We start from the raw sequence: 20917 nt of genomic DNA, 5'->3' as shown, positions 1-20917 counted from the left end.
TGTCCACATGGCCCCTCACCCTCCCCGCGCTGGCGCGCGGGTCCCCTCCCTCTCCCGGGGCGGGAGAGGGCGTGTCACACCGCGATGTGCTTCTTCAGGCTTTCCTTGGTCAGGCCGCTCATGGCGCCCTGTTCCGCCACCTCGCCCTTGGACAGCACGTAGTAGCGTTCGGCCACCCGGCGGACGAGGCTGTAGTTCTGCTCGATGATCAGCAGGCTGGTGCCACCGGCCGCGACGTGGCGCAGGTTTTCGGCGAGTTCATCCACGATCACCGGGGCCAGCCCCTCGCTCGGCTCGTCGAGCACCAGCAGACGCGGGTTGGCCATCAGGGCGCGGCCGATCGCCAGCATCTGCTGCTGCCCGCCCGACAGCGCCGTGCCCGGCGTGTCGGCCCGCTCCTCCAGGATCGGGAACATCGCGAAGACCTTCTCGATGGTCCAGGCGCCCTTGCGGCGGACGGCGGCGCCGAGGATCAGGTTCTCGCGCACCGTCAGGTTGGGGATGATGCAGCGCCCCTGCGGCACCACGGAGATGCCGGCGCGCGCCGCGGTGAAGTGGCGGATGTCGCCGACCGCCGTGCCGGCCAGCCGGATTTCCCCCTGCATGCGCCGTGCGATGCCGAGGAAGGCGTTGACGATGGTCGTCTTGCCGACGCCGTTGCGGCCCAGCACGGCGACCCGTTCCCCCGCATCGACGCGGATTTCGAGGTTGTGCAGGATGCGGGCGCCGCCATAGCCGGCGACGACGTCGCGGAAGGCCAGAAGTTCGCTCATGCCGCACTCCCGAGATAGGCGGTTACGACCTCGGGCGAGCGCCGGATCTCGTCGGGCGTGCCCTCGGCCAGGACGCGGCCCAGTTGCAGGACGGTGATGCGGTCGCAGATGGAGAAGACGACCTCCATGTCGTGCTCGACCAGCAGGACGGTCACCTTCCAGCGCTGGGCCAGATCGCGCAGCAAAGTGGCGAGCCCCAGCGATTCCCGCATCGACAGCCCGGCCGCCGGCTCGTCGAGCAGCAGCACGCGCGGCCGCCCGATCAGCGCCAGCGCCAGATCGAGCCGGCGCTGCTCGCCGTAGGCGATGTCGCGCGCCCGCGCTTGGCCGAGGCTGCCGAGGCCCAACTCGTCCATCACCTCCTCGACGTTCGGCTTCTCGGCCTTGCGGGCGGCGATGTCGAGCTGCTCGCGCACCGACAGCTCGGGGAAGATGTTGGTCTTCTGGAAGGAGCGGGCCATGCCCTGGCGGCGGCGCTCCTGCGCGCCGAGCGCGCCGATGTCGCGGCCGTCCATCTTCACCTGTCCCGACCAGACGGCGGCGCGGCCCGACAGAACGTCGATCAGCGTCGATTTGCCGGCCCCGTTCGGGCCGATCAGGCCGCGGATCTCGCCGTGCGGCACCGCGATGTCGACCTTGTTCACCGCGAAGAAGCCGCCATAGGGCCGGGTCAGCGCGGTTCCCTCGATGGCGTAGGCGCCGGTCATGCTCCACCTCCCGCCTTGCGCAGGCGTCCGAAGAGTTCGGCCAGCGTGCCGGCGATGCCGGCCGGCATCAGGACGGTGACGACGATCACGGTGGCGCCGATCATCGCCGGCCAGTGCTCGGTCAGGTTCCCGGCCAAATCCTTGAGGAAGAAGAAGATCACCGCCCCCAGCGCCGGTCCCCACAGCAGCCGCGAGCCGCCGATGACCGCCATGATCAGCGCCGAGCCGGACAGGCTCCAGTGCAGCACCTCGGGCGAGACGAAGCCGTTGTAGAGCGCGAAGAGAAGCCCGGCGAGCGCCGCCACGAAGGCCGAGATGGCGTAGGTCGCGGCGCGTGGCAGCACCGTCTTGTAGCCGATGAAGCGGGCGCGCTCCTCGTTCTCGCGGATCGCCTCGGTCAGCCGGCCGAACGGGCTGCGGACGGTGACGTAGAGGCCGAAGATCACCAGCGCCAGCAGGCTCCAGCACAGGACGAACATCGTCTCGGGCTGCTGCACGGTGGCGATCGGCAGACCGAACAGGCTGTCGGGCAGCGGGATGGCGAAGCCGTCGTCGCCGTTGGTCAGCCCTTGCGCCTTCATCGAGAATTCGTGGAAGGCCTGGCCGACCGCCAGCGTCAGCATCGAGAAGGCGACGCCCGGAACCCGCACGATCACCAGCCCGAGCAGGAAGGCCATCAGCGTCGGCACGCCGAGCGCCAGCACCAGCGCCAGCTCTGCCGGCACCACCTCATGCTTCAGCAGGAGCCCGAGGCAATAGGCCGACACCCCGTACCAGGCGGCGTGGCCGAAGCTGACGACGCCGTTCTGCCGCATCAGGAAGCCGACGCCGACCGCCAGCATGCCGCCGATCACCGCCTGCGTCAGCAGCGTCAGCACCAGCACCGAGGCGACCACGCCCGGCAACCCGAAGCCGGCCGCCAGCGCCAGGCCAAGCAGAAGCCAGGACAGGTGCGACAGGCGGGGGGCGGAGGCGGCGCGGGTGGGGGCGAGGTTCATGGTCGCGCGGCTCATACGTGGCTCCCTGCGAAACCGGTCGGCCGCCACACCAGGACCGCGACCATCAGGAGGAAGGGGATCATCGTCGCCGCCCAGGGGACGTAGATGATGCCGAGATTGTGGATCTGGCCGATGGCGAGCGCGGCGATCAGCGCGCCGGAGAAGCTGCCCAAGCCCCCGACCACCACGACGATGAAGGATTCGATCAGGATCGACCCGCCCATCGACGGCGACAGCGCCAGCAGCGGGGCGGCGATGGTGCCCGACAGGCCGGCCAGCGCGGTGCCGACGGCGACGACCAGCGCGCTGACCCGGTCGGTGTTGACGCCCTGCACCGCCGTCGTCACCGGATCGACGCTGGAGGCGCGGACGAACAGCCCGACCCGGCTGAAGCGCAGCCACAGCGCCAGCCCGATGCCGACCGCCGCCGCGACCGCGATCACCAGCAGCCGGTAGGCCGGGAAGGGCTCGCCCAGGATGTCGACGCTGCCCGACAGCATCTCCGGCAGCGGCAGGGAGCGGGTCTCCTTGCCCCAGACGGTGTGGGCAAGATCCTCCAGGATCAGCAGAAGCCCGAAGGTGACCAGCACGGTGGTGATCGGATCCTGGCGGCGCAGCGGCCGGAACACCGACACGTCGAGCAGGGCGCCGGCCACCGCCAGCACCACGGCGGCGCCGACCAGCCCGGCCCAGAATCCGGCGACGGTGGCGATGCTGAAGCCGACATAGGCGCCGATCATGAACAGGCTGCCATGGGCGAAATTCACCACCCGCCGCAGCCCGAAGATCAGCACCAGCCCGACCGACACGATGAAGAGCAGGCCCCCGTAGACGAGGCCGTTGAGAATCTGGATCAGCAATGCGTTCGCCATCTTGGGGGATCCCTTCGATGCCGGTCAGCGCAGGTAGGCGCCGCCGTTGATGTCGAGCACCACCCCGCTGAGGAAGGAGGCGGCGGGCGAACAGAGGAAGGCGATCGGCCAGGCGATCTCGTCCGGCGAGGCGACGCGCGGCACGAGCTGCGCCGCCACCGCCGGGGCCGGCTGGCCGGCGATCATCGGCGTCGCGGTGGCGCTTGGGGCGACCGCGTTGACGCCGACGTCGGGTGCGGCGCGGCGCGCCAGCCAGCGGGTGAAGGCGTGGACGCCGCCCTTGGAGACGACGTAATGCGCGCCCGTCGTCGACATGGTGCCGCCGGTCCAGCCGGCGACCGAGCCGACCAGCACGATCCGCGCGCTGCCGCGCGTCCGCATGCCCGGCAGGAAGGCGCGGGCGAACTGCATCGGCGCCAGCAGGTTGACGTGGATGATCTCGTGGAAGGAGTCCTCCCACTCCAGCGAATCCCAATCGTCGAAGGCGATGGCCCCGGCGTTCAGCACCAGCCCGTCGACGCCGCCGACCGTTTCGGCCAGCGCGTCGATGGCGGCGCGGTCGCGGACGTCGCAGGCGTGGGCGCCGGCCTTGGCGCCGCCGGCCGCCAGCTCCTCGGCCAGGGCGGAGCAGTCGCGGATGTCGGTCAGCACCAGCTCGGCGCCCAGCCGGGCGCAGGCCCGCGCGGTTGCCGAGCCGATGCCGCCGGCAGCACCAGTGATAAGGACGCGCTTGCCGGTCAAATCGAATGGAGTGGTCATGTCCCTCCCTCTCTCCGTTTTTTGGCGGGATCCGGACGCGGGACGGGTGCGGACCACCGGCGTCCGGTCATGCCGGCGCGCTCGGGGAAACGGCCCCGTTCTTCCTCTTCGTCCGTCCGCTTGTCTCTGTTGCGCCGTTCCGGGCCGCCTCTTGGCCGCCGTGCCTTGCCGGTCTGTTTTGTAAGTACGCTGTCAAAAAGCTATCTGTCAGTATGTGTACTGTCAATCAGCTTTTTCGAAGATCGGTAACGCGAATTGTCAATGCGGCGGATCGACCCTGCGGCGTTTAGGATCGACGCATCCCAACACGACAGGAGATCCCCCATGCAGCGCGCGTTCAGCCGGGAGGCCGCGTCGGTCGGCGTCGTCGGGGCAGGCACCATCGGGGCGAGCTGGGCCGCGCTGTTCCTCGCCACCGGCCGGCGGGTGACGGTGGTCGATCCCGACCCGCAGGCGATGGCGCGCCTGCGCCCCTCCATCGAGGCGGTGGCCGGCGATCTGGTGGCGCTCGGCGCCGGCGACCCGCGCGCCCATTGGGACGGGCTGACCGCCGCCGGCGGCGACTGGGCGTCGCTGGCCGGCGTCGATCTGGTGCAGGAGAACGGGCCGGAATCGCTGGCCGCCAAGCGCGGCATCCACGCGTCGATCGAGGCGGTGGTGCGGCCCGACGCGCTGATCGCCTCCAGCACGTCGGGCCTGATGCCGAGCGACCTCCAGGAGGGCGCCCGCCACCCGGAGCGCATCCTGATCGGCCACCCCTTCAACCCGCCGCACCTGCTGCCGCTGGTCGAGATCGTGCCGGGCCGGCTGACCGCGCCCGACGCGGTGGCGGCGGCCGAGGCCGTCTACCGCGCGGTCGGCAAGGTGCCGGTGGTGCTGCGCCGCGAGATCGCCGGCCATCTGGCGACGCGGCTGGTGGCGGCGCTGTGGCGCGAGGCGGTCTATCTGGTCGAGCAGGGGGTGTGCGACCTCGACGACATCGACCGCGCCATCGCCGCCGGGCCGGGGCCGCGCTGGGCGGTGCTGGGGCAGGGGCTGTCCTACCATCTCGGCGGCGGCGCGGGCGGGCTGGGACGTTTCCTGGAGCTGTTCGACGCGCCGATCCGCTCCTGGTGGGACGATCTCGGCACCCCGGTCTTCGACGAGGCCAGCAAGCGCCGGCTGGTCGCCGGGGCCGAGGCGCTGGAGGAGTCGGTCGGCGGGCGCGAGGCGCTGCTGCGCATGCGCAACGAGGCCCTGCTGGCGGTGCTGCGCGCGCCGGGGCCGCTCGCGCCGCTTCCCCTCGCGCCGAAACGGGGCGTGCAGGGTGAAACCGGCTGAAAGTTCGCGGAAACGACCGCTCCGCCATCCTCCGATACGTCATGCCCGTGCTTGGCACGGGCATCCACGGGCGAATCTCAAGGTCGCGCGTGGATGACCGGAACAAGTCCGGTCATGACGGAAGGCAGGGAAAGCGCCTCAGCTCCCTCCGTCCTCCTCCGCCTGGGGCAGATCCTCGGCGATGGCGAGCAGCGCGCTGGGCTTGCGGATCGTCACCTGGAGACGGCCGCTCTCGATGATGCCCTGGCCCTCCCAGCCGCTCAGGATGCGGCTGACCGTGTGCAGCGTGGTGCCGGTCATCTCGGCGACGTCCTGGCGCGACAGCGGGAAGGCGATCTCCACCCCGCCCTCGATCCGCCGCCCGGCCTGCCGGACGAGGCGCAGCAGCGCGTGGGCGATGCGGCGCTCGACGCGCTCGGTCGACACCTCGCGCAGCCGGTTCTGGATCTCCTGCAACCGCCCGCCGACGATGCCCAGCGCGTTCAGCCCGATCCGGGGATGGCGCAGCATCAGGGCGGTCATCGCCGGGGCCGGCCACAGGAGGGCCACGCAGTCGGCCATGGCCACCGCGTCGCCGGGATAGCCGCCGCCGGTGAACATGGGAACCGTCCCGAACATCTCGCCGGGGCCGATGAAGCGGACGACGATCTGCTGCCCGTCGGGGCCGGTCTGGACGATCTTGATCCGCCCGTCGATCAGCGCGTGGCAGGCGTCGGCCGGGTCGCCCTGGGCGAAGACGCGGGATCCCCGCGCCACGCGCCGGGTCTGCGCGCCGGCCGCCACGTCGGCGAGCGCCGGCTCGTCCAGCCCGGCGAACAGCCGCAGGCCGCGCAGGGCGGCCGGGTCGAGCGCGTGCGTCATCGGACCGGCGTCCCCCGTGGGCGTTCCGCCATCCTGTCGCCCCGCCGCCCGCCGCGCAACCGCCAAGCACCGGACCGTCGCGGAGTTTGCGCGGCGACAACGTTCGCCGTCCCACGGACCGCTATGGATCGAGGGTTCAACGCCCCCACCATCGCATGGGACCCCGGACCATCATGCACAGCACCCTCCTGTCTTCCGATACCGCATCTTCCGTTGCCACGTCTTCCGCCGCCGACGAGCCGGTCGTCGACGTTCAGTCCATCCCGCCCTACGAGCGCCACCCGCTGATCTTCCAGCGCGTGCAGGCGCTGGCCCCCGGCGCCGGCTTCTCCCTGGTGAACGACCACGATCCGCGCCCGTTGCACCGCCAGCTCGAGACGCTGTTCGGCGAGGCCATCGCCTGGGAGTATCTGGAGCGCGGTCCGGCGGTCTGGCGCGTCCGCATCAGCCGTCCCTTGCAGCCCGTGCCGCCGGCCGCCTTCCGGCTGCGCATCGCGCAGGATGGCGGGGTGACGCTCGCCGCGGCGGACGCGCAGATCGGCCCGGCGGCCGGCGGGGCGCTGGTGTGCGACGTGACCGACTGCCCGCCGGCGATGTCGCCGGAGACGGTGATCGACCTGATGCGGGGAGTCGTGCCGCCGGCCGGCCAATGGCGCATTCCCTTCGAGCGGCTGGTCGCCCGCCGCAACGGCTCCTGCTGCGGCGGCATGTGCGGCGGCTGAGCGTGCGGCGGACCATCGCCATGATGGTGACCGCGTCTTGATAGCCGCCCTTTGACCGCCGCCGCTTGACGACCGTCAAGGCCGCGCTCGCGCCGGGCCGCTCAAGTTGCCGCCAACGGGGAGGGCGAACGTCCTCCCCACGCGGCAGCGGGAGGAACGGCGCATGAATGATCCCACCTTCACGACGGATGGCCGGTCAATGGACGGCCAATTGGCGGAGGACCGCCTCCGCCGGATCGAGGCGGGAATGACCCGGCTGGGGTTGGGCCTCGCCCACCGGCTGGGGGGGAACCGGCTGGGCCGGGAGGCCGAGGGCATCCTGTTCGACCGGCTGATGCGGAGCCTCGCGGAGCGCCACCCGCGCGCCTTCGCGGCGCTGGCCGAGCTGCCGGAGGCGCGGCTGCTGATCGACCCGCAGGACGCGCCCGCCGCCCTGATGCTGCGAGTCGGGCCGCGCCCGTCGCTCCGCCTCTGCGAACGGAACGAACCGGCCGAGGCGGCGGTGCGCAGCCCCTGCGCCCGGCTGCTCGACCTGTTCGAGGGGCGGATCGACGGCGACGCGCTGTTCTTCCGCCGCGAGCTGGTCATCGAGGGCGACACCGCCCTGATCCTGGCCCTGCGCAACACGCTGGACGGCGAGGAGATCGACCTGTTCGCCGACGCCGCCGGCATGGCGGGGCCGCTGGGTCAGGCTCTGCCGGTGGCGCGCCGGGTCGCCGGCCGGGCGCTCGGCCTGATGGACGGCGTCCACCGTGCCCTGCCGACACCGCTGGAACGCGGGCTGGCCGCGCTGGAACGGCGCCTCTCCGGTCGGCTTTCCGGCCGGCTCGGGGGAGCGTGAGATCATGGACAGCTTCGAACTGATCTGCCCGGCCGGCAACCCGGCCGCGCTGCGCGCCGCCGTGGATTCCGGGGCCGACGCCGTCTATCTCGGCTTCCGCGACGCGACCAACGCGCGGAACTTCCCCGGACTGAACTTCTCGCGCGACGACCTCGCCGCCGGGCTGGCCTACGCCCACGCGCGCAAGGTCGAGGTCTACGTCGCCATCAACACCTACCCGCAGGCCGGCAACCCCGAGCCCTGGCGGCGCGCCGTCGATGACGCGGCGCGGCTGGGGGCCGACGCCGTCATCCTCGCCGACCTCGGGCTGCTCGACTACGCGGCGCGGCATCATCCGGAGCTGAGGCTGCATCTGTCGGTGCAGGCGTCGGCGGCCAACGCCGAGGCGATCCGGCTCTACCGCGACGCCTTCGGCGTCCGCCGCGTCGTGCTGCCGCGCGTGCTGACCGTGCCGGAGATCGCCCGGCTGAACGCCGAAACCGACGTCGAGACCGAGGTCTTCGTCTTCGGCGGGCTCTGTCCGATGGCGGAGGGCCGCTGCTCGCTGTCCTCCTACGCGACCGGGCTGTCGCCCAACAAGCAGGGCGTCTGCTCGCCGGCCAGCCATGTCCGTTACGAGCCGCGCGACGGCGCGCTGGCCTCGCGGCTCGGCGACTTCACCATCAACCTCTTCGCGGAGGGCGAGCCGGCCGGCTACCCGACCCTGTGCAAGGGCCGTTTCGTCGCCGGCGGCAGCGCCGGCTACCTGTTCGAGGAACCGACCAGCCTCAATGCCATGGAACTGTTGCCGGATCTGAAAAAGGCCGGGGTGCGCGCCCTGAAGATCGAGGGGCGCCAGCGCAGCAAGGCCTACATCGCCGCCGTCGTCGGCGCCTACCGCGCGGCGCTCGACGCCTTCGCGGCCGGCCGGCCGGTGCCGAGGCCGGACCTCGACGCGATGGTCGAGGGCGGCGCCCAGACCACCGGCGCCTACACCCGCGCGTGGCGCTGAGAGAGGATCCGCATCATGACCACTCCCGTTGCGAAACCCCGCCTGACCCTGGGGCCGGTGCTGTTCAACTGGCCGGCCGAGCGCTGGCGCGACTTCTACGCCCGCATCGCCGACGAGGCGGCGGTCGACACCGTCATCCTCGGCGAGATCGTCTGCTTCAAGCGGGCGCCCTTCATCGCCGACGCGCTGGAGGAGTCCGTCGACCGGCTGCTGGCCGCCGGCAAGGAGGTCTGGCTCGCCAGCCCGATCCTGGTCGGCAGCGACCGCGAGCGCGCGGCGATGCGCGACCTCGTGGCCGACGCGCCGCTGACGGTCGAGGCCAACGACATGGGGGCGCTGGCGCTGCTCGACGGCCGGCGCCACGCGGTCGGCCCCTTCATCAACCTCTACAACGAGGCGACCTTGGCGTGGCTGGCCGGGCGTGGTGCCGTGTCGGTGTCGCTGCCGGCCGAGCTGCCGGCGGCCTCGGTGGCGGCGCTGGCCGGTGCCGGGCGGGAGTTGGGGGTCGATGTCGAGGTGCAGGTGTTCGGCCGCGCCCCGCTCGCCATCTCGGCCCGCTGCTACCACGCGCGGGCGCACGGGCTGCACAAGGACGGTTGCCAGTTCGTCTGCGGCAACGATTCGAACGGGCTGGCCGTCGAGACGCTGGACGGCCAGTCCTTCCTGACCGTCAACGGGACGCAGACGCTCTCGCACGGCTATCTGTGCCTGACGGCGGAGCTGGAACGGCTGGCGGCGATGGGCGTCGGCCGCTTCCGGCTGTCGCCGCACGACACCGACATGGTGCGGGTGATCGACGCCTTCCGTGGCGTCCTCGACGGGGAGCGCGACGGCGCCGACGCGGCGGCGGAGATCCGCGCGCTGGTCGACGCCCCGGTGGCGAACGGCTTCTTCCACGACACGGTCGGCGCGTCCTATGTCACGGGGGCGGCGACGGGTTGCTGAGCGAGCCCCTCTCCCTGAGGGAGAGGGGTTGGGGTGAAGGGGGGCGAACTCTTTCCGCCTCTGGCGGAATACCCCTCATCCCAACCCTTCTCCCGCAAGGGGAGAAGGGCTCCCCGCACCTGAAAGTTGCCAACTCTTCGCAAAAGCGAGATGTGTGCAAGCCATAGCGCCCAGCGGGGGAGGTTAGGTAGGGGCAAGCGCGCCTCCCTCCTCAGCCGCCGGGACGGAAGGCGCGGCAGACCGCCGGGTCGGTTTCGATCCGGCCGGCGCCGATCAGGTCCAGGCAATAGGGGATGGCGGGGAACACCGCCGCCAGACAGTCGTGGATCGCCGAGGGCTTGCCCGGCAGGTTGACGATCAGGCTGGAGCCGCGAATCCCCGCCGTCTGGCGCGACAGGATGGCGGTCGGCACCACCTCCAGGCTGACCTTGCGCATCAGCTCGCCGAAGCCCGGCATCATCTTTTCGCAGACCTGCTCGGTCGCCTCCGGCGTGACGTCGCGCGGGGCGGGGCCGGTGCCGCCGGTGGTGACGATCAGACCGCAGCCGGCGACGTCGCACAGCTCCGTCAGGGTGGCGGCGATGCCGTCGCGGTCGTCGGGGATGACGCGCGCCTCCGCCACCCAGGGGGAGGCGATGATGCGGGTCAGCTCGTCGCGGATGGCGGGGCCGCCCTTGTCCTCGTAGACGCCCCGGCTGGCGCGGTCGGAGACGGTGACGATTCCGATCCGCACGGGGCCGGTCGGGGGGATGCTCATGCTGCGTTGTCCTTCAGGAGGAATAATGGGAAGACGCCAGCCGCGCGAGGTGGCGGATGGTGGTCTCCTGGAGCGTGAGGGCGTGGCCGAGCACCACCTCGTCGGTCGCCGTCGCGGCGACGTCGGCGAAGCTTTCGGCCAGCCGCTCGGTGATGGCGATGGCGGCGGACCAGGGGTCGGCCGTTGCGCCGGCGTCGGTCGGAGGATGGGCGGCCGGTCCATCGCCAGCCATCGCCGCCTCCTCGCGCGCGATGTCCGTCAGCAGCGCCGCGCCGGCCGCGTCCCCGGCGGCGGCGAGCCGCTCCGACAGGGCGGCGTGGCCGGCGGCGGCGGCGGCCAGCAGGGAGTGGGCGAGCCGGTCCAGCGCGGCCGGGCTGTCGGCCCGGGCGGGTTTCGCGCCGCCGCCGTTCTGGCGGTGGAAGGCCTTGCGCCGCTCGCGCCGCAGCAGGGCGGCGTGGCCCAGCTCCTCGCGCGCCAGCGATTCGGCGTGGCGGCGCACGGCGTCGTCGCCGGTCCCCGCCGCGATGTGGCTGTAGAAGGCGAAGGCGCGCTGCTCGTTCACCACCGCCAGCGACAGCGCCTGGTAGGGCGTCAGCCGGGTGCGATCGACCAGATCGTCCCAGGAGGTGGCGATGTCCGGCGGCAGCAGCCACAGGAAGGAGCCGCCGTCGGGCGCCGCACGGCCGAGATCCGACGCCCAGCGGCCGATGGCGGTGGTGTGCACCTCCTCCTCGGCCATCAGGCCGCGGAAGGTGGCGGCGGTGTCGGTTTCCCCCCGCTGGTCCATCAGGACGGCGAGCTGCCCGTAGCGGAGCACCGCCTCGGCTTCCAGCGCCATGGCGATGCCCAGCAGAACGTCGAGGTCGTCGATCCTGGCGGGCGGTTCCTGGTGCAGCAGCGGCATCGGCGCAACCTCCTCCTTCGGGGATCTTCTCTGCAAGATTGCATAAAATGATAATGGTTTAAACTTTTGAGTGACTTGACCGCGGTCAAGGCTGGTCCGGTTCAACGGGTCCCTAGTGTGAATGCCTCGCGCCTTCCGACGCGGACGGCCACATCGGAAACGACGCTGAACGGCGCTTCTCATGCTGACGGGTTCGATTAAGAGTTTCTGGGCCGGGAGTTCCTGGGCCAAGACTGTCCGGTCCAAATCTCTCCGGACCGGGGGTTTCTGGAGCCGGCTGCGCGCCGGCTGTCTCGCGGGCCTTCTGCTGTGCGGCGGAACCGGCGGGGCGCTGGCGGCGGAGCCGCGCGGCGGCGCCGTCGTCGAGCGCTTCATCGGCATGGTGCAGCCGGGCGATCTCGTGCCCGGCGCCGACCGCTTCGGGCCGGCGGCGGCCAACGCGCCGATCCTGCCGGTCTACAAGGGCTCGGCGCTGGTCGGCCATGCCTATCTGACCTCCGACTTCGTCAACACCACCGGCTATTCCGGCCGGCCGATCCATGTGCTGGTGGGCCTCAGCCCCGACGGCGTGGTGACCGGTGCGAAGATGGTCGACCACCACGAGCCCATCGTGCTGGTCGGCATTCCGATCGCCCGCATCACCAGCTTCATCGATGGCTATGTCGGGCGCAACGTGCTGGAGCTGGCGCGGCAAAACGTCTCAAGCCCGCCGGTCGACATCGTGTCGGGCGCCACCGTGACGGTGATGGTGATCGGCGATTCGATCATCCGCTCCGGCAAGAAGGTGATGCAGGCGCTCGGCAAGGGCGGCGCCGAGGCCGCCGCCCCGGCGGTGGTCCGCAGCATCGATCCCGCGAAGACCGGCACCGAGGATTGGGCGACGCTGGTCGGCGACGGCTCCGTCCGCCGCCTGACCCTGACGGTCGGCGAGGTCAACGCCGCCTTCGAGCGCACCGGCAAGGCCGAGGCCATCGCCCGCCCGGAACCGGGCGCCGCCGACGAGACCTTCATCGACCTCTACGCCGGCCTCGCCACCATCCCCGTGATCGGCCGCTCGCTGCTCGGCGACGCGGAGTACGAGGCGATGCTTCAACGGCTGAAGCCGGGGCAGCACGCCATCGTCGTCGCCGGCCAGGGCCGTTATTCCTTCAAGGGGTCGGGCTATGTGCGCGGCGGCATCTTCGACCGCTTCGAGCTGATCCAGCACGAGGGCGCCGTCCGCTTCCGCGACAAGACGCACAAGCGGCTGGGCGGCGTCGCGGCGGCGGGAGCCCCCGATTTCCCGGAAGCCGGCCTGTTCATCCTGCCGGAAGGCACCGAGTTCAACCCGGCCGACCCGTGGCGCCTGCAACTTCTGGTGCAGCGGGCGACGGCGGCGCTCGACAAGGCGTTCGTCACCTTCGACCTCGGCTACCAGCCGCCGGACAAGTATCTGAAGAGCGAGCCGGCCGCCACCCTTGGCGCGGCACCCGCCGCTCCCGCCGCGCCCGCGTCCTCCGCAGCCGCGACCGATCCGGTCGAGCCGGAGGCGGCGGAACCGGCCGAGGTGCCGCTGTGGCAGCGCATCTGGGAGAACCGGCTGGTCGACATCGCCATCACCAGCGTCGCCATCCTGCTGCTGACCGGCATCTTCTTCTTCCAGGATCAGATCGTGAAGCGGCCGGCGCTGTACGAGCGGCTGCGGCTGGGCTTCCTGGTCTTCACGCTGGTCTGGCTCGGCTGGATCGCCCACGCCCAGCTCTCGGTCGTCAACGTCCTGACCTTCGCCAACGCGCTGCGCACCGACTTCCGCTGGGACTATTTCCTGATGGACCCGCTGGTGTTCATCCTCTGGTGCTCGGTGGCGGCGTCGCTGCTGTTCTGGGGGCGCGGCGCCTTCTGCGGCTGGCTCTGCCCGTTCGGCGCGCTCCAGGAACTGGCGAGCAAGGCGGCGAGGAAGGTCGGCATCCGGCAGATCGCGGTGCCCTTCGGGCTGCACCAGCGGCTGTGGCCGATCAAGTACATCGTCTTCCTGGCGCTGTTCGGCCTGTCCTTCTATTCGCTGGCCAATGCCGAGCGGATGGCCGAAATCGAGCCGTTCAAGACCGCCATCATCCTGCACTTCATCCGCGACTGGTGGTTCGTGCTGTTCGCCGTGGCGCTGCTCGCCGCCGGGCTGTTCGTCGAGCGCTTCTTCTGCCGCTACCTCTGCCCGCTGGGTGCGGCGCTGGCGATCCCAGGCCGGATGCGGATGTTCGACTGGCTGAAGCGCTACAGCGAATGCGGCAGCCCGTGCCGGCGCTGCGCCAACGAATGCCCGGTGCAGGCGATCCACCCCGACGGATCGATCAACCCCAACGAATGCATCCAGTGCCTCCACTGCCAGGTGCTCTACCACCACGACCGCAAATGCCCGGTGGTGATCCAGAAGCGCCTGAAGCGGGAGCGCCGCGAGGCGGGCGCCGCCGCCACGGCCGAGGCCGCGCCGCGCGCGCCGGTGCTGACCAGCGACCCCGCGACCGGGCGGCTCACCGCCCGGCCCTGAAGAAACGGACCAACCAACACCCGGCCTCCCGGCCGGGAAAGCCCCCGCGACGGGGCCAAGAACGGAGAAGGACATGACGGACGAGAAGGCCAAGGCGTTGGGTGTGGTGAACCGGCGCGATCTGCTGGGCGGCACCGCGAAGGTCGCGGCGCTGGCCGGGCTGGCGGGCGCGGCCGGCGGTGCCGCGATCGGCGGCGGCTCGCTGATGGGCGCCGCCCCGGCCCAGGCGGCGACCGCCGCCCCCGGCAAGCAGGTCTACGAGGTGAAGCCGGGCGATCTCGACGAGTATTACGTGTTCCACTCCGGCGGCCATTCCGGCGAGGTCCGCATCATGGGCGCGCCGTCGATGCGCGAGCTGATGCGCATCCCGGTGTTCAACCGCTGCTCGGCCACCGGCTGGGGCCTGACCAACGAGAGCCGCAAGATCCTGCTGGCCCACCAGACTCCCGAGACGAAGAAGTTCCTGGAGACGCGCGGCGGCGAGTATTTCAACGGCGACCTGCACCACCCGCACATGTCCTTCACCGACGGGACCTACGACGGGCGCTACATCTTCGCCAACGACAAGGCGAACTCGCGGGTCGTGCGCATCCGCTGCGACATCATGAAGGCCGACACGATCATCGAGATCCCGAACGCCTCGGGCATCCACGGCCTGCGGCTCCAGAAGTATCCGCGCACCGGCTACGTCTTCTGCAACGGCGAGCAGCGGGTGCCGACCCCCAACGACGGCAAGATCCTCGACGAGCCGAAGAGCTACCGCTCGCACTTCACGGCCATCGACGGCGACGCGATGAAGGTGGCGTGGCAGGTCCGGGTGGACGGCAACCTCGACAACACCGACGCCGACTACCAGGGCAAATACGTCTTCTCGACCTGCTACAACTCCGAGGAGGGCGTCACCACCGCCGAGATGACCGGCAACGAGCAGGATTGGCTGGTCGTCTTCAACATCAAGCGCATCGAGGAGGCGGTGAAGGCCGGCAAGGTCGAGATGCACAACGGCGTCCCCGTGGTGGACGGCCGTCACGGCACCCCCTACACCCGCTACATCCCGATCCCCAACAGCCCGCACGGCGTCAACACCGCGCCCGACGGCATCCACGTCACCATCAACGGCAAGCTGTCGCCCACCGTCTCGGTGATGGACGTGCGCAAGCTCGACGACCTGTTCGACGACAAGATCAAGCCGCGCGACGTCATCGTCGCCGAGCCGCAGGTCGGCCTGGGTCCGCTCCACACCGCCTATGACGGGCGCGGCAACGCCTACACCACCCTGTTCCTCGACAGCCAGGTGGTGAAGTGGAACATCGACAAGGCGGTGCGCGCCTTCAAGGGCGAGAAGGTCGACCCGATCGTCCAGAAGCTCGACGTCCACTACCAGCCGGGCCACCTGCATTCCTCCATGGGGCAGACCAAGGAGGCCGACGGCAAATGGCTGATCGTGCTGAACAAGTTCTCCAAGGACCGCTTCCTCAACGTCGGCCCGCTGAAGCCGGAGAACGACCAGCTCATCGACATCTCGGGCGACGAGATGAAGCTGGTGCATGACGGCCCCACCTTCGCCGAGCCGCACGACACGCTGATCGTCCACCGCTCCAAGGTGAACCCGAAGAGCGTCTACACCCGCGACGACCCGATGTGGGAGGACGCCCGCCAGCAGGCGAAGAAGGACGGGGTCGATCTCGACAACGACGCCAAGGTGATCCGCGACGGCAACAAGGTCCGCGTCTACATGTGGAGCCGGGCGCCCGCCTTCGGCCTGGAGGAGTTCAAGGTCAAGCAGGGTGACGAGGTGACGGTCTACATCTCCAACATGGACGATGTGGACGACCTGACGCACGGCTTCACCATGACCAACCATGGTGTGTGCATGGAGATCGGGCCGCAGCAGACCGCGTCGGTGACCTTCACGGCCGACCGTCCCGGCGTGCACTGGTACTATTGCCAGTGGTTCTGCCACGCCCTGCACATGGAGATGGGCGGCCGCATGCTCGTCGAGCCGCGCGGCGCCTGATGTGAAGCCTCCCTCTCCCGCCCCGGGAGAGGGAAGGGGCCCGCGAAGCGGGAAGGGTGAGGGGCTGTCGGGCGTGGTGCGAAATCCATGTCCCGATAGCCCCTCACCCGGTCCTGCGGGCCACCCTCTCCCGGGGCGGGAGAGGGAAACAGCCGACGAAGGTTACGCCATGCTTCTCCGTCTCACCCTGCCGATCGCCGCCACCGCTGCCGTTGCCGCGCTCTGCGGCCCGGCCCTGGCCGCCACGGTCGTGGTGCCGCCGGGCGGGCTGGAGGCGGCGCTCGCCGCCGCCTCGCCGGGCGACACGCTGCGGCTCGCGCCCGGAATCCATTCCGGCCCGGTGACCGTCTCCACCAGCGTGACGCTGGAGGGCGAACCCGGCGCCGTGATCGACGGCGGCGGGCGGGGCAGCGTGCTGACCGTGCTCGCCCCCGACGTCGCCGTGCGTGGTGTCGAGGTCCGCAACTCCGGCCTCAGCCTGTTCGAGCAGAACGCCGGCATCTTCCTCGGCAAGACGGCCAAACGGGCGGTGGTCGAGGACAACCGGCTGCGCGACAACCTCATCGGGATCTATGTCTGGGGCGCCGACGAGAGCCTCGTCCGCCGCAACGACGTCGCCGGCCGCACCGACCTGCGCGTGTCGGAGCGCGGCAACGGCATCCAGATCTGGAACGCGCCGGGCACGCGCGTGCTCGACAACAGCGTGCGCGACGGGCGCGACGGCATCTTCACCACCACCTCGCGCAGGAACGTCTTCGCCGGGAACCGCTTCGAGCGGGTCCGCTTCGCCGTCCACTACATGTACACGGACGATTCCGAGGTGTCGGGCAACGTCTCGCTCGGCAACAACATCGGCTACGCGATCATGTACTCGAACAGGCTGACGATCCGGAACAACCGCTCGGTCGCCGACCGCGAGCATGGAATGCTCCTGAACGCCGCCAACGGCTCGGTGATCGAGGGCAACAGCGTGCTCGGCCGCTTCGCCGGTGCCACCTCCGACAGCGGCGAGGCGCTGCCCGACAGCGACATCCCGCGCGACAGCGAGGCGATGAGCGACCGGCTGCGCAGCGGCACCTGGAAATGCGTCTTCATCTACAACGCCAACAAGAACCGCTTCGTCGGCAACCGTTTCGAGGGCTGCGAGATCGGCGTCCACTTCACCGCCGGGTCGGAGCGCAACGCGATGACCGGCAACGCCTTCGTCGGCAACCGCACCCAGGTCAAGTATGTCGGCACCCGCTCGCTCGACTGGTCGGAGAAGGGGCGCGGCAACTACTGGAGCGACAACGCCGCCTTCGACCTGAACGGCGACGGCATCGCCGACGAGGCCTACCGGCCGAACGACGTGGTGGACCGCGTCATGTGGGCCTACCCGGCGGCCAAGCTGCTGATGAACAGTCCCGGCATGCAGGTGATCCGCTGGGCGCAGAAGCAGTTTCCCGCCCTGCACCCCGGCGGCGTGATCGATTCCGCACCCCTGATGGCGCCCCCCGCCGGGCCGCAACTGGCCGAAAGGACCGCACCATGAGCAAGGAACCCACCATCAGGGTGGAGGGCGTCTCCAAGCGCTACGGCGAGCAGTTCGCGGTGCGCGGCGTCGATCTGGCGCTGATGCCCGGCGAATGCGTGGCGATGGTCGGCCACAACGGCGCCGGCAAGAGTTCGCTGATCAAGCTGATGCTCGGGCTGACCACGCCGACCGAGGGGCGCCTGACCGTGCTCGGCGGCGACCCGGCCAGCGCCGCGGCCTCCGCCATCCGCCGCCAAGTCGGCTTCCTGCCGGAGAACGTCGCCTTCCACCCCAGCATGACCGGGCGCGAGACGCTGGACTTCTACGCCCGGCTGAAGGGCGTTGCGACCGCCGGCAACCCGGCCCTGTTCGAGCGCGTCGGGCTGGAGCCCGCCGCCGTGGCGCGCCGCGTCGGCACCTATTCCAAGGGGATGCGGCAACGGCTTGCGCTGGCGCAGGCGCTGCTCGGCGGGCCGAAGGTGCTGTTCCTCGACGAGCCGACGACCGGCCTCGACCCGGCGCTGCGCCAGAGCTTCTACGAGATCGTCGCCTCCTTGCGCGACGCCGGCACCACCGTGCTGCTGTGCAGCCACGCCCTGACCGAGCTGGAGGGACAGGCCGACCGCGTCGTGGTGATGAGCCGTGGCCGCAAGGTCGCCGACGGCTCGCTCGCCACGCTGCGCGGGCTGGCGCGACTGCCGGTGCGCATCCGCCTGACCCTGGCCGACGGCGATGGTGATGGCGATATCGACGGCCTCGCCCGCCGGATCGGCGAGGGGGCGGCGCTGACCCGTCTGGCCGGCGGCGTGGTCGAGCTGGCCTGCGCCAACGACGACAAGATAGGGCTCGTCCGCCGCATCGCCTGCGACGGACCGGCGGTGCGCGACATCGAGATCGTGCAGCCGAGCCTGGACGAGATGTACGCCCATTTCCTGCGCCGGCCCGATGCGCTGGGGCCGGACAGCCTGGCGGAGGCCGCCGAATGACCACGCTCCTCATCATCGCCGCCAAGGAGATCCGCGATGGCCTGCGCAACCGCTGGGTCGTCGCCACCACGCTGCTGATGGCGGCGCTCGCCCTGACGCTGAGCTTCCTCGGCGCCGCTCCGACCGGCACGGTCGGCGTCGGCCGGATCGAGGTCACCATCGTCAGCCTGTCGAGCCTGACCATCTTCCTGCTGCCGCTGATCGCGCTGCTGCTGTCCTTCGACGCGGTGGTCGGCGAGATCGACCGGGGCACCATGACGCTGCTGCTCTCCTACCCGGTGGCGCGCTGGCAGGTGCTGCTCGGCAAGTTCCTCGGCCACGCGTCGATCATCGCCTTCGCCACGGTGCTCGGCTACGGCTCCGCCGGGGCGGCGCTGGCCTGGAGCGGGGCGGAGGTCGGGCCGGAGAGCTGGAGCGCCTACGGCGCCATGATCGGGTCGAGCGTGCTGCTGGGGGCGGCCTTCACGGCGCTCGGCTACCTCGCCTCGACGCTGGTGCGCGACCGTGGGACGGCGGCCGGCATCGCGGTGGCGCTCTGGCTCGGCTTCGTTCTGCTCTACGACATGGGGCTGCTGGGGCTGCTGGTCGCCGACGGCGGCAAGACGGTGAACGCCGAGCTGCTGAACGCGCTGCTGCTCGCCAACCCGGCCGACGCCTACCGGCTGTTCAACCTGACCGGCTTCAAGAACGTCAGCCTGCTGGCGGGAACCGCCGGGCTGGCCTCGCAGGTGCAGGTCCCGGGCGGGGTGCTGCTCGGCGTGCTGGCCGCCTGGGTGGCGGCGCCGCTGGGGCTGGCGGTCCTGCTCTTTTCGAGGAAGCAAATCTGATGCGGACCATCCTCAAGACCACGCTTCTGGCGGCGGCGCTGCTGATGCCGCTGTCCGCCTGCAAACAGGAGAAGGCGGAGGCCCCGCCGCCGCCGCAGGCCATCGCCGCCGACGCGGTGGGGCGCTATTGCGGCATGAACCTCGCCGACCATGCCGGGCCGAAGGGGCAGGTGATCCTCAAGGGCACCGACAAGCCGGTCTGGCTGTCGTCGGTGCGCGACACGCTGGCCTTCACCGCCCTGCCGGAGGAGCCCAAGGACTACCGCGCCGTCTACGTCACCGACGTCGGCCGCACCGGCGACCCGGACAGGCCCGACCTGTCGGCCTGGGTCGAGGCGCGGCAGGCCTGGTACGTGCTGAACAGCGGCCGCACCGGCGGCATGGGCGAGGCCGAGACCCTGCCCTTCGGCGAGGAGGCCGCCGCGCGCCGCTTCGCCGCCGCCAACGGCGGCACGGTGAAGCGCTTCGCCGAGCTGACCGAGGAGGAGATCCTGATGCCCGGCCAGCCGCCGGAGCCGGAGGCCGTTCCGCCGCCCGAGCACGGGGCGCACGGGGCGCACGGCGGGCACGGCGCGAAGGGGGCGATGTGATGACGGGCACTGTCCTGGCGGCACCGACGACCCGCCGCCGTTTCCTGACCATCGGCGCGGCGCTGGCCGGCACCGCCCTGCTGCCGGGGCGGCTGCGCGCGGCCGAACCCGTGATGCGGAGCTGGACCGGCGTGGCGCTGGGGGCGGACGCCAGCATCCAGCTCGCCCACCCCGACCCGGCCGAGGCCGACCGGCTGATCGGCCTGTGCCTGGAGGAGGTCGCGCGGCTGGAGCGGCTGTTCAGCCTCTACCGGCCGGATTCGGCGCTGCGCCGGCTGAACCGCGACGGTTCGCTGGCCGAGCCGCCGGGCGACCTGCTGCGGCTGCTGTCCGAGGCGGTCGCCTTCGGGCGGCGGACGGACGGCGCCTTCGACGTGACGGTGCAGCCGCTCTGGCAGCTCCACGCCGCGCATTTCGGGCGTCCCGGCGCCGACCCGGCCGGCCCGCCGGAAGCGGCGGTGGCGGCGGCGCGCGGGCTGGTGGATTGGCGCGGCCTGCGCGTCTCGCCGGAGCGCGTCGCGTTCGCCCGTGGCGGCATGGCGGCGACGCTGAACGGCATCGCCCAGGGTTATGTCACCGACCGGGTGAGCGAACTGCTTCGCCGGCAGGGGATGGACCGGGTGATGGTCGATCTCGGCGAGATCCGCGCGCTCGGGTCCCGTCCGGACGGACGGCCCTGGCGCGTCGGGTTGAGGGATCCGGCCGACGAGTCCCGCCTGTCGGAAACGCTGGAGATCGCCGACCGGGCGGTCGCCACCTCCGGCGGCTACGGCACGCGCTTCGACGCCGCCGGGCGCTTCTCCCACCTGTTCGACCCCGCCACCGGCCTCAGCGCCGCCCACTGGTCGGCGGTCACGGTGGTCGCCGGCGACGCCACCACGGCGGACGCGCTGTCCACCGCGCTGTCGATCCTGCCCGCCGGCAAGGCCGAGTCCCTGCTGGCCGGCTTTCCCGGCGTGACCGCCCGCCTGACCCGTCCCGACGGCGGCGTGCTGCGGCTGGCGGCCTGA

The 20917-nt window shown here is 71.2% G+C and carries 20 protein-coding genes; 12 read left to right on the top strand and 8 right to left on the bottom strand.

Annotated features, from left to right (window positions below; translation table 11 throughout):
• Window positions 1-74 precede the first annotated feature (74 nt).
• The 5 genes from JN22_RS05535 to JN22_RS05515 are packed head-to-tail and all read right to left on the bottom strand — an operon-like array spanning window position 75 to window position 4109.
• A complete protein-coding gene (locus tag JN22_RS05535; protein ID WP_085552950.1) occupies window positions 75-773 on the bottom strand; it encodes an ABC transporter ATP-binding protein in 699 nt (232 codons plus the stop codon).
• Complete coding sequence (locus JN22_RS05530) at window positions 770-1480, bottom strand: ABC transporter ATP-binding protein (RefSeq protein WP_085552949.1); 711 nt, start codon at window positions 1478-1480, stop codon at window positions 770-772. Before JN22_RS05530 ends, JN22_RS05535 begins: the two co-directional genes overlap by 4 nt.
• On the bottom strand, window positions 1477-2493 hold the full coding sequence (locus JN22_RS05525) for a branched-chain amino acid ABC transporter permease (protein ID WP_143268154.1): 1017 nt from the start codon (window positions 2491-2493) through the stop codon (window positions 1477-1479). The genes JN22_RS05530 and JN22_RS05525 overlap by 4 nt, the downstream gene beginning before the upstream one ends.
• Window positions 2490-3350 carry a branched-chain amino acid ABC transporter permease gene (locus JN22_RS05520; protein ID WP_085552948.1) on the bottom strand — a complete coding sequence of 287 codons (861 nt, stop codon included), beginning with the start codon at window positions 3348-3350 and terminating at the stop codon, window positions 2490-2492. The genes JN22_RS05525 and JN22_RS05520 overlap by 4 nt, the downstream gene beginning before the upstream one ends.
• 24 nt (window positions 3351-3374) lie before the next feature.
• Window positions 3375-4109 (bottom strand): SDR family NAD(P)-dependent oxidoreductase, encoded by a 735-nt coding sequence (locus tag JN22_RS05515; RefSeq protein ID WP_085552947.1) that lies wholly within the window; start codon window positions 4107-4109, stop codon window positions 3375-3377.
• Between the two features lie 324 nt (window positions 4110-4433).
• Between JN22_RS05515 and JN22_RS05510 the strand changes: the two genes are divergently transcribed.
• Complete coding sequence (locus JN22_RS05510; protein ID WP_085552946.1) at window positions 4434-5429, top strand: 3-hydroxyacyl-CoA dehydrogenase NAD-binding domain-containing protein; 996 nt, start codon at window positions 4434-4436, stop codon at window positions 5427-5429.
• A gap of 138 nt (window positions 5430-5567) precedes the next feature.
• On the opposite strand, the gene JN22_RS05505 is transcribed toward JN22_RS05510, so the two are convergent.
• Window positions 5568-6290 (bottom strand): Crp/Fnr family transcriptional regulator, encoded by a 723-nt coding sequence (locus JN22_RS05505; protein WP_085552945.1) that lies wholly within the window; start codon window positions 6288-6290, stop codon window positions 5568-5570.
• Between the two features lie 173 nt (window positions 6291-6463).
• Here JN22_RS05505 and JN22_RS05500 point away from each other — a divergent pair, with 173 nt between their 5' ends.
• The 4 genes from JN22_RS05500 to ubiV all read left to right on the top strand — a co-directional run bounded on the left by JN22_RS05500 (window position 6464) and on the right by ubiV (window position 9789).
• The gene (locus tag JN22_RS05500; protein ID WP_085553446.1) at window positions 6464-7012 is read left to right on the top strand and encodes a DUF2249 domain-containing protein; all 549 of its coding nucleotides are present in this window, start codon (window positions 6464-6466) and stop codon (window positions 7010-7012) included.
• 163 nt (window positions 7013-7175) lie between these two features.
• Complete coding sequence (gene ubiT, locus JN22_RS05495; protein ID WP_085552944.1) at window positions 7176-7853, top strand: ubiquinone anaerobic biosynthesis accessory factor UbiT; 678 nt, start codon at window positions 7176-7178, stop codon at window positions 7851-7853.
• Between the two features lie 4 nt (window positions 7854-7857).
• On the top strand, window positions 7858-8844 hold the full coding sequence (gene ubiU / locus JN22_RS05490; protein WP_085552943.1) for a ubiquinone anaerobic biosynthesis protein UbiU: 987 nt from the start codon (window positions 7858-7860) through the stop codon (window positions 8842-8844).
• 15 nt (window positions 8845-8859) lie between these two features.
• Window positions 8860-9789: a ubiquinone anaerobic biosynthesis protein UbiV gene (ubiV, locus tag JN22_RS05485; RefSeq protein ID WP_085552942.1), complete on the top strand. Its 930-nt coding sequence runs from the start codon at window positions 8860-8862 to the stop codon at window positions 9787-9789.
• 211 nt (window positions 9790-10000) lie between these two features.
• On the opposite strand, the gene mog is transcribed toward ubiV, so the two are convergent.
• Window positions 10001-10546 carry a molybdopterin adenylyltransferase gene (gene mog, locus JN22_RS05480; RefSeq protein ID WP_085552941.1) on the bottom strand — a complete coding sequence of 182 codons (546 nt, stop codon included), beginning with the start codon at window positions 10544-10546 and terminating at the stop codon, window positions 10001-10003.
• A 13-nt stretch (window positions 10547-10559) separates the two neighbouring features.
• Window positions 10560-11450: a ferritin-like domain-containing protein gene (locus tag JN22_RS05475; protein ID WP_085552940.1), complete on the bottom strand. Its 891-nt coding sequence runs from the start codon at window positions 11448-11450 to the stop codon at window positions 10560-10562.
• Between the two features lie 181 nt (window positions 11451-11631).
• Here JN22_RS05475 and JN22_RS05470 point away from each other — a divergent pair, with 181 nt between their 5' ends.
• The 7 genes from JN22_RS05470 to JN22_RS05440 all read left to right on the top strand — a co-directional run bounded on the left by JN22_RS05470 (window position 11632) and on the right by JN22_RS05440 (window position 20917).
• Window positions 11632-13974: a NosR/NirI family protein gene (locus JN22_RS05470; RefSeq protein WP_085552939.1), complete on the top strand. Its 2343-nt coding sequence runs from the start codon at window positions 11632-11634 to the stop codon at window positions 13972-13974.
• 73 nt (window positions 13975-14047) lie between these two features.
• Window positions 14048-15991: a TAT-dependent nitrous-oxide reductase gene (gene nosZ, locus JN22_RS05465; protein WP_085552938.1), complete on the top strand. Its 1944-nt coding sequence runs from the start codon at window positions 14048-14050 to the stop codon at window positions 15989-15991.
• Window positions 15992-16160: 169 nt separating this feature from the next.
• Window positions 16161-17522 carry a nitrous oxide reductase family maturation protein NosD gene (locus JN22_RS05460; protein ID WP_085552937.1) on the top strand — a complete coding sequence of 454 codons (1362 nt, stop codon included), beginning with the start codon at window positions 16161-16163 and terminating at the stop codon, window positions 17520-17522.
• On the top strand, window positions 17519-18490 hold the full coding sequence (locus JN22_RS05455) for an ABC transporter ATP-binding protein (protein WP_085552936.1): 972 nt from the start codon (window positions 17519-17521) through the stop codon (window positions 18488-18490). The genes JN22_RS05460 and JN22_RS05455 overlap by 4 nt, the downstream gene beginning before the upstream one ends.
• Window positions 18487-19317 (top strand): ABC transporter permease, encoded by an 831-nt coding sequence (locus JN22_RS05450; protein WP_085552935.1) that lies wholly within the window; start codon window positions 18487-18489, stop codon window positions 19315-19317. Before JN22_RS05455 ends, JN22_RS05450 begins: the two co-directional genes overlap by 4 nt.
• A complete protein-coding gene (locus tag JN22_RS05445; protein ID WP_085552934.1) occupies window positions 19317-19907 on the top strand; it encodes a nitrous oxide reductase accessory protein NosL in 591 nt (196 codons plus the stop codon). The genes JN22_RS05450 and JN22_RS05445 overlap by 1 nt, the downstream gene beginning before the upstream one ends.
• Window positions 19907-20917 (top strand): FAD:protein FMN transferase, encoded by a 1011-nt coding sequence (locus JN22_RS05440; RefSeq protein ID WP_223677587.1) that lies wholly within the window; start codon window positions 19907-19909, stop codon window positions 20915-20917. The genes JN22_RS05445 and JN22_RS05440 overlap by 1 nt, the downstream gene beginning before the upstream one ends.

The sequence above is a fragment of the Azospirillum agricola genome (assembly GCF_020005195.1).
In the GTDB taxonomy this organism is placed as follows: Bacteria; Pseudomonadota; Alphaproteobacteria; order Azospirillales; family Azospirillaceae; genus Azospirillum; species Azospirillum agricola.
This window is presented reverse-complemented; position numbering and strand designations above follow the sequence as displayed.

What these genes read in the sequence shown, in the direction of transcription:
- JN22_RS05520 (WP_085552948.1), bottom strand. Translation starts at nt 3,350, where the DNA reads ATGGCGAACGCATTGCTGATCCAGATTCTCAACGGCCTCGTCTACGGG.
- mog (WP_085552941.1), bottom strand. Translation starts at nt 10,546, where the DNA reads ATGAGCATCCCCCCGACCGGCCCCGTGCGGATCGGAATCGTCACCGTC.
- JN22_RS05515 (WP_085552947.1), bottom strand. Translation starts at nt 4,109, where the DNA reads ATGACCACTCCATTCGATTTGACCGGCAAGCGCGTCCTTATCACTGGT.
- JN22_RS05440 (WP_223677587.1), top strand. Translation starts at nt 19,907, where the DNA reads ATGACGGGCACTGTCCTGGCGGCACCGACGACCCGCCGCCGTTTCCTG.
- JN22_RS05510 (WP_085552946.1), top strand. Translation starts at nt 4,434, where the DNA reads ATGCAGCGCGCGTTCAGCCGGGAGGCCGCGTCGGTCGGCGTCGTCGGG.
- JN22_RS05475 (WP_085552940.1), bottom strand. Translation starts at nt 11,450, where the DNA reads ATGCCGCTGCTGCACCAGGAACCGCCCGCCAGGATCGACGACCTCGAC.
- JN22_RS05470 (WP_085552939.1), top strand. Translation starts at nt 11,632, where the DNA reads ATGCTGACGGGTTCGATTAAGAGTTTCTGGGCCGGGAGTTCCTGGGCC.
- JN22_RS05530 (WP_085552949.1), bottom strand. Translation starts at nt 1,480, where the DNA reads ATGACCGGCGCCTACGCCATCGAGGGAACCGCGCTGACCCGGCCCTAT.
- JN22_RS05525 (WP_143268154.1), bottom strand. Translation starts at nt 2,493, where the DNA reads ATGAGCCGCGCGACCATGAACCTCGCCCCCACCCGCGCCGCCTCCGCC.
- JN22_RS05505 (WP_085552945.1), bottom strand. Translation starts at nt 6,290, where the DNA reads ATGACGCACGCGCTCGACCCGGCCGCCCTGCGCGGCCTGCGGCTGTTC.
- JN22_RS05450 (WP_085552935.1), top strand. Translation starts at nt 18,487, where the DNA reads ATGACCACGCTCCTCATCATCGCCGCCAAGGAGATCCGCGATGGCCTG.
- JN22_RS05500 (WP_085553446.1), top strand. Translation starts at nt 6,464, where the DNA reads ATGCACAGCACCCTCCTGTCTTCCGATACCGCATCTTCCGTTGCCACG.
- nosZ (WP_085552938.1), top strand. Translation starts at nt 14,048, where the DNA reads ATGACGGACGAGAAGGCCAAGGCGTTGGGTGTGGTGAACCGGCGCGAT.
- ubiT (WP_085552944.1), top strand. Translation starts at nt 7,176, where the DNA reads ATGAATGATCCCACCTTCACGACGGATGGCCGGTCAATGGACGGCCAA.
- JN22_RS05535 (WP_085552950.1), bottom strand. Translation starts at nt 773, where the DNA reads ATGAGCGAACTTCTGGCCTTCCGCGACGTCGTCGCCGGCTATGGCGGC.
- ubiU (WP_085552943.1), top strand. Translation starts at nt 7,858, where the DNA reads ATGGACAGCTTCGAACTGATCTGCCCGGCCGGCAACCCGGCCGCGCTG.
- JN22_RS05455 (WP_085552936.1), top strand. Translation starts at nt 17,519, where the DNA reads ATGAGCAAGGAACCCACCATCAGGGTGGAGGGCGTCTCCAAGCGCTAC.
- JN22_RS05445 (WP_085552934.1), top strand. Translation starts at nt 19,317, where the DNA reads ATGCGGACCATCCTCAAGACCACGCTTCTGGCGGCGGCGCTGCTGATG.
- ubiV (WP_085552942.1), top strand. Translation starts at nt 8,860, where the DNA reads ATGACCACTCCCGTTGCGAAACCCCGCCTGACCCTGGGGCCGGTGCTG.
- JN22_RS05460 (WP_085552937.1), top strand. Translation starts at nt 16,161, where the DNA reads ATGCTTCTCCGTCTCACCCTGCCGATCGCCGCCACCGCTGCCGTTGCC.